The following is a 13,147-nucleotide window of genomic DNA, read 5'->3' as shown; positions in this document are numbered from 1 at the left end:
CACAAACAGTTATAAAAAATGACGCTAACAGCGTCATTTTTTTTGCTTTTAATTTAGGGCGTGTTGAGCTTTGATGGTTGAATTTTAATCCGCAATAATCAACACGCCTTAGCTAAATCTTAAGAATGGACTGCAATTGATCTAAGGTAGCTATTGTGTAAGTCGGAGTTATGCCTTCAGGTAACTGCTCCCCTGGGTGTTGTAACCAACAGGTATCAATACCGGCATTATTGCCTCCTAAAATATCGCTAGTTGCAGTGTCGCCCACCATAAGTATTTGGCTTTTCTCTGGATTGCCCATTAGCTCAAATGTGTGCTCAAAAATAGCTTTATTAGGTTTTGCTATGCCTACCAGCTCTGATATTACCAGCCAATCAAACATATCTTTTAGACCTGTGTGTTCTAAGCGCACCGTTTGTAAGCGGGCAAATCCGTTAGTTATGATACCTAATTTAGCATGTGGCTTTAGTTTATTTAACAGCTCTACGGCGCCGGGTAAAGGCTCGCAAATTTGCGCCATAGCATCTAAAAATGCATCGTTTAATTCTTTTGCTGGTACATTTAATTTTGCAGCCCATTCATTAAAGCGAGTTACTTGTAAGTAATCGGCGCTAATTTTTCCATCTTGATAATCTAACCACAGCTGCTTATTGGTTTTTTGATAATGGAGGTAATCGGCTTGGGTAAATTGTACATCGTACGTTTTAAACATGCGGGTCATACCCGCTAAAATATCAAATCTGAATAGTGTTTCGTCTGCATCAAACAGTACATAACTGTATTTCATTAAACTTCCTGATGATAAAGGCTAGGGTGTATAAAAGGCGCCATAGCTAAAGTAAGTGCTTGGGTGTATGTGCTTTCACGGGTTGCGTGATTATTTGTAAGTAGGCCAATTGCTCCACCTTTTTGCTTAATGTTGTGGGTATTAAAGGCTTTATCCATTACATTGCCAAGTTCTTCACCGTTTAATAGCGCGTTATATAACACTTGTGGTAACGGCAGGTTACTACTGCGTCCTATCGCTTGCTCAGAGCCATTATTAATAACAACATAGGCAAAGGTTGCAGCACCATAGCTAAATTGCTCTGCACCACCTTCCATTGCACAGTAGTAATCGGCTTGGTACATGTTTTTGCAGTGGGTAACTCGGTTTTGTGCACCTACGCGGGTTTGTTCCTCGCCAATAGGTTGATCGGGCACATTAGACGGAGCATTAACGCCTTGGCAATCAATTTCACAATCAGGAAAGTACATTGCAAAAATATGTTTTGCAGCGTTAATTTTTACTGGGTTTTTAGAGCCCACAATAATTTTTAATGAGTGCGACACGTTTTCCCTCACTGTTAGCAAAAGCAGCAGTGTACGTTAGAAGTGTAAATCATAAAAGAGGGGCTAAATAGGTATATCTAAAGGGGCTAGGTTTTCAAGAGCACGCTTTTTAACAATAATGTCTTTAATAAGCGGGGTAAGTACCAGCTCCATTGCTAAACCCATTTTACCGCCTGGCACCACAAGGGTATTTATACGCGACATAAAGCTGCCTTCAATCATTTGTAAATAATACGGAAAATCAACGTCATCAATTCCTCTAAAGCGAATAACAACAAAGCTTTCATCGAGAGATGGAATATCTTTTGCGCTAAAAGGGTTTGATGTATCAACGGTTGGTACGCGCTGAAAGTTAATATGGGTGCGCGAGAATTGCGGCGTAATATGGTTAATGTAGTCGTCCATACTGCGTACGATTGAATCCATTACTTTTTCGCGAGAGTGGCCGCGGTCTTGCGTATCGCGGATCAATTTTTGGATCCATTCAAGGTTAATAATAGGCACCATGCCTATTAGCAAGTCTACGTGCTTAGCTACATCATGATCCTGATCTACCACGCCACCGTGCAAGCCTTCGTAAAACATTAAATCAGTGTTTGTTTCAAGATCTTGCCAAGGGGTAAAAGTGCCGGGCAATTGATTATATGGCACTGCTTCATCAAAGGTGTGTAAGTATCGGCGTAACTTGCCTTGGCCTGTTTCCCCGTAGGTACCAAATAAGGTTTCTAATGCGCCAAAGTCATTGGCTTCACGGCCAAAGTAACTTATGTGTTTACCTTCTTGTTGTGCTTCGCGTATTTTTTTATCCATTTCTGGGCGCGTGTAACGATGAAAGCTATCTCCTTCGATAAAAGCCGCATCAATGTTGAGGCTACGAAAAATATGTTTAATTGCATTGGTGGTCGTGGTAGTTCCCGCACCCGACGAACCTGTAATAGCAATGATAGGATGTTTAGCTGACATGTATTTTCTCTTTTTTAGGACCAAGACAGTTATAAAGAGTTGACTGACTTAGGTCAAGTGACGCCATCGGCAAATAACGTTATCATGAGGTGCTTAAAATTAAAACGAGAGAAAGCATGAAACTTATTAAACCATTGCTTGGGCTAGTCTCTTTAGCGGCGCTAAGCCTTGCTACAGCGCAGGCTAGCATGCCTAAGAGCCAAATATTACTTGCTGATTTAAATACCCCTTACGGTATGCAAGTAAGTATAGTGAGCGACAAAAACAGCTATAACAACCAACCTTATTTAACAAACCAAGGTATTTATTTCACGCATGAAGTTATTTCAAGCGAGCAAAGTCAAACCGATATTGCCTATTATGATTTTGCAACCAAGCAAGTAAGCAATATAACAAATACGCCGGTGAGCGAATATTCGCCCACTATTATGCCCTCAAAACAAAGTTTATCGGCCATTGTGGTAGAGCAAGATACTAAACAAAAGTTGTGGCAATACCCACTCGATACAGAGCAAGCACCGAGCCGTATTTTTGATTGGATTGAACCTGTTGGCTACCACGCATGGGGCGCTCAAAACGATTTAGTTATGTTTATTTTAGGTGAGCCACATACATTGCAATATACTTCGGTTGCTGCGGCAAAAGGCGAAGTGGTAGCAAGTAACATAGGGCGTACGCTTATTTATAACAGTAAAACCGCAACATTTTTATTTAGCTACACAAAAAATGAACAGCATGTTTTAGCACGCTTTAACCCACAATCTAAACAGGTAGAAGATTTACTAAGGTTGCCAGAGCAAGTACAAGACTTTATTCTAAAAGATGCTAATACAGTGGCTTATGCGGTTAAAAACCGTGTATATATGCGTAATTTAAGCGGCACCGATGAGATTTCTCAATGGCTTAACTTAAGCCCATATTGTGAGACAAACATAACGCGAATGAGTTATAAAAACGACAAACTTGCCTTTGTATGCGATGTAAAATAATTCGGACTTTGCAGCGCGTATAGGCTAATGTAATGCACAATTAAACAGTAAAGGGATCACCACGTGGCTTATAGTGCAGATGAGTTAACAGAGCAGCTCATTCAGTTAAAGTGCAGAAGCAACTTTAAAATTAAAAACATTGCTGAATACATGTTAGCAAATTCTAAAGAGGCAATTTATACCCACAGCGAAGCGGGTAAAGGTAAAATAATTATTCGTCCTGCCTTTGAGGTGTTTAGTGATGATTTTGCAACAATTGATGAGGTAACACGAGTACAAGGATATTTTCATAGTAGCGAGATGACGCGGTTTCCTACTCGTATTCATAAAAGTGCGCAGCCGATTCACTATGGGGTGGCCTTTAAAATTAACTCAGAGCAAGCAGCAAAAGACTTTATTGCCAAGCTAACGCAGATTATTAACGGGTAATTAAAAGCCGCTGAGTAGCTAACTCAGCGGCTTTTAATTATGCTTATTTCACTTTTTAATTAAGCTTATTTGCTTTTTAAAAAGTCATTAACTGATGCCAGTTCACGCTCTTTAAGCGCAATACAGTCATGGGTACTTTCTTCAAGTTTGCTTAAGGTACGCGCATAGCCTGGTGTTTCTTCAATTTTATCTTTAAAGAAAGTTTGCGTGGTTGCTAAACTTTGTTCATCACAACGCGCGGTCGTAAAGTACGGTAAGTTAGGCACAAAAAACGGCGGTAAGCTTTGTGTTACCTTGTCGTAATTGTTGTATATCCATTCAATAAATAGTGCTTGGCGCGACTCGCTATAACTTTGACCCGCTAAAATAGTGCGCATATCAGAGGCGGTTACTTCGTCGGTTAAGGTATAGGCTAACACTTGCTTTTGTAACTGCGCTTTACCCATAAAGCCCATTGCTGCCAGCATGTTTGTGCGTACTTGTGGATCTTTAGTGGTTTTAAAGGTTGCCATAAATTGATCAAGTAAGGCTTTATCTCCATTATAGGCGGCAAGTTTTAGGTAGGTAGCTGCTAAATACGGATCCACTTTTTGCGGATCGTTTAAGTACACTTGCGTTTGCTCTTTTGCTTTGCTGATCACACGTTGATCTTCGCCATCAAAACCTAGCAAGGACACAACACCTGCACGTAGCTGCGAAACTGCACCGTCTTCGCCAGCTTGTGCTTCAAGTGAGTATTTTTTAGCTGCAGGCATTACTGCACTGCGAATAAACTCAGGCCATAACGCTTCGTTACTTTCATCTTTAAAGGTATTTTTTTGCGATACTAAATAGCCCAACGCTGTATTTGCAACGCGAGGGTGATCATCGCTTACAAATACTTCTAAGGTTTGCATTAACTTAGCGGCCGATATCACACCTGCATCAAGTAGTGCATCAGTTGCAGAAAGCAGCGCTAAACGCTCACGATCATTAAGTGCTTGCGGCGCATGTTTTATCAGTGAGTCAAACTGCGCATCGTCCATTACCCAGCGGTAATAACCGAGTGCGCCTTCATCGGGGTAAATCCACTCTGGCTCAAAATCAAGCGTTAAAGTTTGGCTTTGTTTATTAAGTAAAATACTGGCTGTTTTTACTTTATCGCCAGCGCCATATTTTATCCCAACAGGGACATTCCAAAGCTGTGCAGGTGCATCTACACCGGCATTAGCAAAGCGACTTTGCGATATAGTAATTTTTTTACCATCTTGTTTTACATCTACAAGCGGAAAAGAAGACTGTTCAATAAATGATTTTAAAACACTGGCAACATCTTTATTAGAAGCTTTACCTAGTGCTTCCCATAAATCGGCTGCTTCGGCGTTTTTATATGAGAATTTTTTTAAGTAACTCTGTATCCCTTTTTGGAATGCCTGTTCACCAATCCAGTTTTCAACCATAGCAAGCACAGCGCTGCCTTTACTGTAGGCTAGCCCTAAACCATCCATTATATCGGCTTCGGTTTTAATTGGCTTACGAATAGGTTTAGTGCTTAAGCGCGCATCCAGTGCCATTACGTTGTTTTGTGGTAAATCAAGGTGAGATTCAAATTCTGGATTAAGCTGCTTAGTAATTTTTGCCGCCATCCAGCTGGCAAATGCTTCGTTTAACCATAAGTCGTTCCACCACTTCATGGTAACTAAGTTACCGTACCATTGATGGGCAAGCTCGTGAGCAATAATCGACACATTACGCTGTTTTTTACTACGTGTAGCAGCGGCTAAATCAACCAGTAATATATCTTCGCGGTAGGTTACTAGGCCTGAATTTTCCATTGCACCAAATGGAAATTCTGGCACAGCAACAGAGTCTAATTTTTTATAAACGTATGGAATACCAAAGTATTCTTCAAGTGCAGCAAGCACTTTAGGCATGTTTTCTTTTGCGTAATCAGCTAAATGAATTTTACCCTGCGGGGTAATAACACGCCCTGGGATTGGCATATCTTTTATTTCAAGTTCCTCAAACGGACCCACAGCCATTGCAACTAAATAAGAAGGAATTGGCGGTGTTTTATCAAAAAAGTGAGTGGTCATATCGCCATTAACAGCTGTTTTTAGCTCTGGCGTATTGGCATAGACTTTTTGCGATGTGGGTGCGGTAATGGTTAACTGAAATGGAATTTTATAACTTGGTTCATCAAATACCGGAAATGCACGACGCGCATCGCTCATTTCAAATTGAGTAAATAAGTATGGCGTGCCTTGGTCTAACGTTTTATATAAGCCTACACTTTGGCGATTATAAGGCGCTGAAAAATCGATTTTTAAGGTGTATTTTCCTGGTTGAATTTTCTCATCACAGCTAAATTTCACTTTTTCTGTTTTTAGCATTTCGTTATTTAAGTCGCAGTTTTTATCGCCTAATAGCTGCGCCATTTTAACTGCGTAAGCCACGCCGTTAAGTTCAATGTAGTGAGTGGGTTTTAACACTTCTAGGGCTATTTCTGTCATCCCTGTAAAGGTGTCTTGGCTTGGGTCGAGTGTTAACGACACCTTTTGTGAACTTGGTTTAGCAAGCTTTTCGATAACGAACTCGTTAGCGTTGGCAGTAGTCATTGCTAAAGCAACACTTACTGTTAATAGGCTTTTTAAAAACATAGTGATCCCTAGATTGTTGTTGTTAGAAACTGACTCAAACAGGCATTTCTATGCCCTTAAAAATTGAGATTTAGATATCCTAGCAGTTTTTTTTATGAGAGTAATTTAATAAAGTGGCTACTTGGATTTAAAATAGTAACAAATAGTGTCAGTGGCTTTGGCGCAAGGTAAAGCGCTGCCAATGCAGCTGTGGGTTAATGATCCTAATTTGCTGTATTACGTTGTTTAGTATGGCGGTATCGTCAAATTTATCATTGGGGTATTCGTTAAACCCCATTAAATAATTAAAGGCATCTTTTGAGCCCGCCTGTAGTGCGTAAATACGTATTTGTTGCTCAAAATTAAGTCGTAGGCTACTTATGGCGGTTTTCATACCGAGCTGATCAACAGTAGGAATGGCACATTTTTGTAAATAACCCGCACGCTCACCTTCACCGGTAAACCAAATGCGTACTTTTTCGCTGTAACGGCCAGACTTAGCCGGTAAATCAAACATTAAACGTGTGTGATTATGTGCTTTAACAAAGGCAATAAAGTCGTTAAGTCCAGCATCAACTAAGGCTTGATGCACCGGAACCAAGCGCGCTTTTATTTTTCCATTAGTATGAAAATTAAAACATAAAATGCCATTTTTAAGCTTAAGATCGTCAAGCGTTAAGCAGCCTATTTCATCGCTATATGCGCCACTGTAATAGGCAATTAATGGCAACCAAAAATGCCAATGCTTTGCTTGCTCTCTTGCTACTTTAAAGTCGCCATAAATATAGCCGTTATAAAGCGTATGCAGCTCCATTGCTGAAAAAGGGCGGCGGCCAAGATGGGTTTTCAACGTAATCCCTTGAAATTAATGACATGTTATATTTTATACTTAAAACAGATAAACATGCGAGTATCGATTTTAGTATTTATGTTTTTAGCTACAAAACAAAAACACCCACTTAAAAAGCAGGTGTTGTATTCACTATTTAATTTATAGTGATAGTTATTCGCTAAGTGCGCGTGCTAAGCCAACAGGCTCTATTTCTACACACACTTGGTCGTCATTCCAATTTAAACCAACTAATGCGCTGTCTTCGTTTAAGTCTTCTACCCACTCATCTAAAAATTCATCTAGATTAATTTCTACAGGCGTAAATTCTTGCCACTCTTCTTTACATTGGGCTTTTGCTGCGTCTTCGCTTTCCCATAAAAGCAGTACATCCGTTTCGGCAAACTGGTTAGATTCGCACACTACAAAGCCGCCGTCGTCGCCTCCTAACGCCCACACTTGCTCGCTTAAACGTACTTTTTCTACAAAGCTAACTAGTTGTGATTCAATTTCAATATCGCTCATGTGTTTACCTTATTTGTTTAGAGTCTAGGATCGGTGCTTACTGCAGCTTGACGCGTGCCATAGTCGTTATAAAAACTGACTAAAGCAGCGTGTTGACTAAAGTCTGTTAAATCACGAAAGCAAATCCAATCTAGTAGGCAGTATAAACTGATGTTAAGGCATTCACAGCCTTTAAATTCATCATCGTTTAAATGACTATTTAAATAGCTTAATGTTTGTGCAATTCGCTCGTTTTGCAGATTAAAAAATAATTTATCGTCGCTAGTATCAAATCCTGAGCGTCTGCAAAGTGCTAATTCTACTAACGAGTCGTTACAGGCGTTGATAATATTAAGTAGGTGCTCTTGCGACCAGCTTAGTGGTGTTTTACCAGCCTTGGCGATAAGGTAGCGTAAAATAGTGGTTGAATCGCTTAGCGTTAAATCGCCATCAATTAAAACCGGTATTTTTCTTACCGGGTTGTTACTGGCTAAGGTAGGGCGGTCTTGCTCAGAAAAAATATCTAGGTTTACTAGCGCTAAGTCAACATTGTTTTGTGCTGCCCACATTCTTACTCTGCGCGCAAATGGAGAAGGGTTAGATCCTATAAGTTTCATAATTGCTCCTAAAAAAAGCCGCATAAGCGGCTTTTTGTGTTGCGATAAATCAACGTTATTCTGAGCGGCTTGTCACTTCAAGTAAGTGATAGCCAAACTGTGTTTGTACAGGGCCTTGTACTTGGTTAATTGGCGCTGAAAATACAACTTTATCAAACTCAGGTACCATCATACCCGGACCAAACTCACCAAGTGCACCGCCGTCTTGACCAGAAGGACAGTTTGAATATGTTTTTGCAAGCTCTGCAAAGTCTTCGCCTTGTTCAATCTTAGCTTTTAAATCTAAGCACTCTGCTTCGCTGTCTACTAAAATGTGCCTTGCACTTGCCACTGCCATAAAATCTCCTGTTTAAAGTTGGTGTATTTAACCATTAAAGCCAGTCTAGTTAGTTTTAACTCGCAGTACCAGTATAAACTTAATTGATGAGTAGCGTATTTTCAATTGCATCAATTAATTCTTTTGAATTAGGGGCTACTTTACTGTTAAAGCGTTTAATTGTTTTACGATCAGCTGAAACTAAATATTTATAAAAGTTCCAGTTAGGGGAACTGGTTTGCGCGTTTAAGTGTTTAAATATTGGATTTGCATCACTGCCGCGAACTTCGCTGGTAGTAAACATAGTAAAAGTAACGCCGTAATTAATAAAACACACTTTTGCTATGTCTTTTTCATCGTTTTCTTCTTGAAAAAAATCATCTGATGGAAAACCTAATACCACTAAACCTTTGTCTTTATATTGTTGGTGTACTTTTTCAAGGCCTTCAAATTGAGATGTAAAACCACAATTGCTTGCTGTATTTACAATGAGCAAAGGGCGGTTTTTAAATTGGCATAAGTTTAAGAATTCTTTTGAGCGCAGCTTACGTATTTCTACATTTGTAAAGTCTTCACATTGTTGCTGCTGTTGTTTGCTAGGTAACGTGTCATTTGCTTGGGCTGCTAAGCTCGTAATAAAAATACTGAGCCCTAGTATCGTTTTTTTTAACATACTCAACGCCTAAAATTATAATTGTTTGACGAGTCTATCTTACGCTAATATGCACAAAAGTGATCAACAAAATTAAGCGCTTATGACTACACGTATAGCCACTATAGAAGATTTACCTGCCATTGTCGCAATATACAATGAAACGATCGCCTCGCGTATGGTGACCGCCGATACCGAAGAAGTATCGGTACAAAGCAAACATGAGTGGTTTAATAGCCACACCGATAAGCGGCCCATTTATGTTTATTGCGAAAATGAGCAAGTACTTGCTTGGCTAAGTTATAAATCATTTTATGGGCGCCCTGCATACGATGGCACCGTAGAGATGAGCATTTATATTACTAAAGCGGCGCAAGGCAAAGGGCTTGGCAAAAAGCTGATGGAATTTGCCCAAATAAAAGCTAAACAGCTAAAAATTGATGTATTACTTGGTTTTATATTTAGCCATAACTTACCAAGTATTAAGTTATTCAAGCACTTTGGTTTTAGCGTATGGGGTGAGCTGCCTAATATCGCGGTAATGGACAATAAACGCTTCAGTTTAACAATTTTTGGTAAACATCTACCAAAATAGTTGTGGAGCTTATCGGTAAAAAAATCAAAATTAAGTCTAACAACCTATACCAACTAAGAAATTATAGGCTACGCTATTAACATATAAAGTGTTTACGATAGTGTGGCTTAATGAGTCGAAAAATTTTAATTGTAGATAGCAGCAGTGTTATCGCAATGAGAGTGAAAGTTTTACTAGAATTAATAGGCTGTGAGGCTGAGCTCGTTCATTACTCTATGATTGATTTATACTCTAACACCAGCCAGTATGACTTGGTAATTGGTGCTTACGGAGTACCGTGTGAAGTAGTAAAGTCGTTAGCTCAAAAAATCTCACAAGACCGCTGTGTACTACTTGCTCCTAAAGCCGAAAGCGGTGAGCAACTCACTGCCTTTAGCGAGCTTAATAAACTCGTTCCAGATGCAACGGTTATTTATCCGTTTTTTTCAAATAAAGAAATTACCACACTACTCGAAAATCTCTTAGAGCTTGGCTCTAGCCACGTTTTAAAACTACCTACTATTTTACTTGTTGATCATATGCCTGAGCGCCTTGAAAAAATGAAAAGTAATTTAGTCGGGGCACATATAAAAACGCTAACCGCAACCAGTGCTACCCAAGCGGTGGCAGTGGCTAATGAAAATAGTATAGATATTTTGATTAGCGATTTTAGTTTTGAAGATGGTACTGGTTTAAATATTTTTTCTGCTATTAAAATGTCTCAACCAGATTGCCGATGCCTACTGTTTACTTCGCGCCCTGAGCAAGTCTCAATGATAGAGGCAATTCGTAAAGGGGTTGAAGATGTTTTAATAAAGCCCCTCACCGATAGCGTACTGCTGCAATCGGTACATAAATTGTGGCAAACTGAGCTTTTAAAACGCCGTAATGCTGAACTAGTTGAGCGTTTACAAGACACCGTTGATGCATTAATCGAAAAAGACAGCCTACTACAAGTTATTTATAAAAATACGCCTGACGCCATTATGCTATTTGAGCGCAACGGCAAAGTAATTGAAGCAAACGATGCCTGCTTAAGGCTGTTTAGGCTGCCCTTTGACAAACTCGCGGGTTTTTCTGTATTTGAATTTTTAGATGAGGAATCAAGTGCTGAAATAAAAAATAAGATCACAACATTAAACAGTAATCGCCAGTTTAGCAGCGACCTACGTTTGCAAAAAACAGATGGCGGGTATATTCCACTGGTTGGCTCATTTAACGAAATAGACCACCATGGTGAAATTGCGTTGGCGGTAATATTTAAAAATGTAACTCACTTAAAACAAAAAGAAGAATTGCTCCTTGAAGCCAAAGACCTTCTAGAAGAGCAAGTGCGAGCGCGTACCTCGCAGTTAGAGCACGCCAAAAATGTAGCCGAAGCCGCGAATTTAAGTAAATCAGAATTTTTGGCTAACATGTCGCACGAGTTACGCACCCCCATGCACTCTATATTGAGTTTTTCACGATTTGGTTTGAGTAAGTTAGAAGCCGGCGATTTTGCTCAAGATAAATTATTAAAATACTTATCACGCATTGAAAGCAGTGGCGAGCGCTTACTGTCGTTACTAAACAACTTACTTGATCTATCTAAATTGGATGTGGGGAAATTTCCTTTTAATCCACGTCCATACAACATAGAAAATATTATTAAAACCAGTATTGATGATGTATCGGGCACGGCGATGGAAAAAGAAATTGAAATTATTTTTTCAAAACCAGGGCCAGTGGTTGTGCAGTGTGATGAAGAACAGATTAATCAATTATTGCGTAATGTTTTAGGTAACGCACTTAAATTTAGTGAGCCTAAAAGTCGTATTCAAGTGAATTTAATGGCTGATCAAAACAGCGCCATTATTGATGTGATAGACAATGGAATAGGTATACCTGAGGACGAATTAGAGCACGTATTTACTAAATTTGTACAAAGTAGCAAAACGAATAGTGGCGCTGGCGGTACTGGTTTAGGGCTTGCGCTTTGTAGAGAGTTTGTATCGCTTCATCAAGGCGAAATTACGGCAAGTAATAACAGCTGTGGTGGTGCAACAATTAGGATTCAGGTACCCCTAGAAATAGATTTAGATGAGCATTTAGCCGATGACAAGCTAGCAGTACAAGATAGCTAAGTTTATGTGTAATTAATGTTAAATAATATTTAATTGGATGATGAAAATATGGCCTTAACTAAAATTCTTGCTGTAGATGATGAACCTTTCAACCTTGAAATTATTGAAGAAATTTTAGAAGATCTTGATTTCGAATTACAAGTTGCCACAAGCGGCCCCGAGTGTTTAGCCATGGTTGAGGGCTACATGCCCCAAGTTATTTTACTTGATGTAAGTATGCCGCAAATGAATGGCTACGAAGTGTGTAAAGCATTAAAGGCGAATCCGAATACCGCGCATATAATTGTTATGTTTGTTTCAGCTAGGGGAACGGTTGAAGAGCGCATGGAGGGCTACTCAGTTGGTGCTGAGGATTACATTGTAAAACCGTTTGGGCATGATGAACTTAAATCAAAACTTAAAAACTTAAATCAAGTATTAATAGAAAAGCAAAGCCTTGAAAAACAAGTAGAAGCTGCAACATCTACGGCATTTAACGCTATGGCAAACAGTAGCGAAATGGGGCAAATAGTTAACTACATCGAAAACATTGGTTTTATTAATAACCCGCAAGATTTAGGTAAAGCCTTAATAGACTGCTTACAAACGTTTGACCTACAAAGTAATGTTGAATTTAGACATGGCGATACAATAGAGCACTTTGCCCTAAATGGAGTGTGCTCGCCTATTGTAATTGAGCTGTTTGATATGCTTAAAAACAAAGGTCGCTTACATGAGTTTTCTCATCGTATATTAGTTAATTACGAGATGATAAGCTTGTTAATTCTTAATATGCCAGATCACGATCCAGACAAACACGGGCGTATTCGTGACCACGTTTGCTTTATTGTGAGTGTGACTGAGCAGCAGTTACGTGCAATTATGACCAAGCAAATGCTTGAGTCACAGCAGCAAAAACTCAATGATGTAGCCAGCACAGTGCATAGCAAGTTTCATGGCCTGATTGGGCTGCTAAACGAAAACCGAGAAAGTAACGAAAAAGTGTTCAAGCAATTACAAGAAGAGCTTGAAATACGCATACCCACAATGGGGTTAGATGAAGACCAAGAGATATTTATTTACAAAAAAGTAGACGAAACTATTCAAAATTCAATTGCCAGAGAAGAGTCGGTGAAGCAAGTTAAAACCGCCTTTGCTGAAATTGAACAAGATTTATCTTTGTTACTTAAAAAATAAACCTCTCAGACAATAAGGCTCACAT

At 39.4% G+C, this 13,147-nt stretch carries 14 protein-coding genes; 5 read left to right on the top strand and 9 right to left on the bottom strand.

From position 1 onward, the window contains the following. Positions 1–112: 112 nt before the first annotated feature. The 3 genes from yjjG to QUE46_RS13775 all read right to left on the bottom strand — a co-directional run bounded on the left by yjjG (position 113) and on the right by QUE46_RS13775 (position 2,295). Positions 113–787, bottom strand: coding sequence for a pyrimidine 5'-nucleotidase (gene yjjG, locus QUE46_RS13785; RefSeq protein ID WP_286245255.1), 675 nt, complete (start codon positions 785–787; stop codon positions 113–115). Beyond that, positions 787–1,332, bottom strand: coding sequence for an inosine/xanthosine triphosphatase (gene yjjX / locus QUE46_RS13780; RefSeq protein ID WP_286245254.1), 546 nt, complete (start codon positions 1,330–1,332; stop codon positions 787–789). Before yjjX ends, yjjG begins: the two co-directional genes overlap by 1 nt. A 63-nt stretch (positions 1,333–1,395) precedes the next feature. After that, positions 1,396–2,295 carry a phosphoribulokinase gene (locus QUE46_RS13775; protein WP_286245253.1) on the bottom strand — a complete coding sequence of 300 codons (900 nt, stop codon included), beginning with the start codon at positions 2,293–2,295 and terminating at the stop codon, positions 1,396–1,398. Positions 2,296–2,411: 116 nt separating this feature from the next. Here QUE46_RS13775 and QUE46_RS13770 point away from each other — a divergent pair, with 116 nt between their 5' ends. Next, positions 2,412–3,284 carry a hypothetical protein gene (locus tag QUE46_RS13770; protein ID WP_286245252.1) on the top strand — a complete coding sequence of 291 codons (873 nt, stop codon included), beginning with the start codon at positions 2,412–2,414 and terminating at the stop codon, positions 3,282–3,284. Positions 3,285–3,347: 63 nt separating this feature from the next. Next, positions 3,348–3,713, top strand: coding sequence for a hypothetical protein (locus QUE46_RS13765; RefSeq protein ID WP_004589427.1), 366 nt, complete (start codon positions 3,348–3,350; stop codon positions 3,711–3,713). Positions 3,714–3,778: 65 nt separating this feature from the next. On the opposite strand, the gene QUE46_RS13760 is transcribed toward QUE46_RS13765, so the two are convergent. The 6 genes from QUE46_RS13760 to QUE46_RS13735 all read right to left on the bottom strand — a co-directional run bounded on the left by QUE46_RS13760 (position 3,779) and on the right by QUE46_RS13735 (position 9,270). Next, positions 3,779–6,352 carry a M1 family metallopeptidase gene (locus tag QUE46_RS13760; RefSeq protein WP_286245251.1) on the bottom strand — a complete coding sequence of 858 codons (2,574 nt, stop codon included), beginning with the start codon at positions 6,350–6,352 and terminating at the stop codon, positions 3,779–3,781. Between the two features lie 148 nt (positions 6,353–6,500). After that, entirely contained in the window at positions 6,501–7,181 is a 681-nt protein-coding gene (locus QUE46_RS13755) for a hypothetical protein (RefSeq protein ID WP_286245250.1), read from the bottom strand. A 153-nt stretch (positions 7,182–7,334) separates the two neighbouring features. Further along, positions 7,335–7,685 carry a DUF2750 domain-containing protein gene (locus tag QUE46_RS13750; RefSeq protein WP_004589430.1) on the bottom strand — a complete coding sequence of 117 codons (351 nt, stop codon included), beginning with the start codon at positions 7,683–7,685 and terminating at the stop codon, positions 7,335–7,337. Between the two features lie 17 nt (positions 7,686–7,702). Then, a complete protein-coding gene (locus tag QUE46_RS13745) occupies positions 7,703–8,281 on the bottom strand; it encodes a glutathione S-transferase family protein (RefSeq protein ID WP_286245249.1) in 579 nt (192 codons plus the stop codon). Positions 8,282–8,336: 55 nt separating this feature from the next. After that, positions 8,337–8,618, bottom strand: coding sequence for a peptidylprolyl isomerase (locus tag QUE46_RS13740; RefSeq protein WP_004589432.1), 282 nt, complete (start codon positions 8,616–8,618; stop codon positions 8,337–8,339). Between the two features lie 79 nt (positions 8,619–8,697). Then, a complete protein-coding gene (locus QUE46_RS13735; RefSeq protein WP_286245248.1) occupies positions 8,698–9,270 on the bottom strand; it encodes a glutathione peroxidase in 573 nt (190 codons plus the stop codon). An 82-nt stretch (positions 9,271–9,352) separates the two neighbouring features. On the opposite strand from QUE46_RS13735, the gene QUE46_RS13730 reads away from it, so the two are divergent. The 3 genes from QUE46_RS13730 to QUE46_RS13720 all read left to right on the top strand — a co-directional run bounded on the left by QUE46_RS13730 (position 9,353) and on the right by QUE46_RS13720 (position 13,122). After that, positions 9,353–9,844, top strand: a complete 492-nt coding sequence (locus tag QUE46_RS13730; protein WP_286245247.1) for a GNAT family N-acetyltransferase — start codon at positions 9,353–9,355, stop codon at positions 9,842–9,844. A 110-nt stretch (positions 9,845–9,954) separates the two neighbouring features. After that, on the top strand, positions 9,955–11,946 hold the full coding sequence (locus QUE46_RS13725; protein ID WP_286245246.1) for an ATP-binding protein: 1,992 nt from the start codon (positions 9,955–9,957) through the stop codon (positions 11,944–11,946). A 48-nt stretch (positions 11,947–11,994) separates the two neighbouring features. Beyond that, positions 11,995–13,122 carry a PleD family two-component system response regulator gene (locus QUE46_RS13720; RefSeq protein WP_286245245.1) on the top strand — a complete coding sequence of 376 codons (1,128 nt, stop codon included), beginning with the start codon at positions 11,995–11,997 and terminating at the stop codon, positions 13,120–13,122. Positions 13,123–13,147 lie beyond the last annotated feature (25 nt).

It is taken from the genome of Pseudoalteromonas sp. MM1, assembly GCF_030296835.1.
Classification (GTDB): domain Bacteria; phylum Pseudomonadota; class Gammaproteobacteria; order Enterobacterales; family Alteromonadaceae; genus Pseudoalteromonas.
This window is presented reverse-complemented; position numbering and strand designations above follow the sequence as displayed.

What these genes read in the sequence shown, in the direction of transcription:
- QUE46_RS13735 (WP_286245248.1), bottom strand. Translation starts at nt 9,270, where the DNA reads ATGTTAAAAAAAACGATACTAGGGCTCAGTATTTTTATTACGAGCTTA.
- QUE46_RS13745 (WP_286245249.1), bottom strand. Translation starts at nt 8,281, where the DNA reads ATGAAACTTATAGGATCTAACCCTTCTCCATTTGCGCGCAGAGTAAGA.
- QUE46_RS13730 (WP_286245247.1), top strand. Translation starts at nt 9,353, where the DNA reads ATGACTACACGTATAGCCACTATAGAAGATTTACCTGCCATTGTCGCA.
- yjjG (WP_286245255.1), bottom strand. Translation starts at nt 787, where the DNA reads ATGAAATACAGTTATGTACTGTTTGATGCAGACGAAACACTATTCAGA.
- QUE46_RS13750 (WP_004589430.1), bottom strand. Translation starts at nt 7,685, where the DNA reads ATGAGCGATATTGAAATTGAATCACAACTAGTTAGCTTTGTAGAAAAA.
- QUE46_RS13725 (WP_286245246.1), top strand. Translation starts at nt 9,955, where the DNA reads ATGAGTCGAAAAATTTTAATTGTAGATAGCAGCAGTGTTATCGCAATG.
- QUE46_RS13775 (WP_286245253.1), bottom strand. Translation starts at nt 2,295, where the DNA reads ATGTCAGCTAAACATCCTATCATTGCTATTACAGGTTCGTCGGGTGCG.
- QUE46_RS13770 (WP_286245252.1), top strand. Translation starts at nt 2,412, where the DNA reads ATGAAACTTATTAAACCATTGCTTGGGCTAGTCTCTTTAGCGGCGCTA.
- QUE46_RS13760 (WP_286245251.1), bottom strand. Translation starts at nt 6,352, where the DNA reads ATGTTTTTAAAAAGCCTATTAACAGTAAGTGTTGCTTTAGCAATGACT.
- QUE46_RS13720 (WP_286245245.1), top strand. Translation starts at nt 11,995, where the DNA reads ATGGCCTTAACTAAAATTCTTGCTGTAGATGATGAACCTTTCAACCTT.
- QUE46_RS13740 (WP_004589432.1), bottom strand. Translation starts at nt 8,618, where the DNA reads ATGGCAGTGGCAAGTGCAAGGCACATTTTAGTAGACAGCGAAGCAGAG.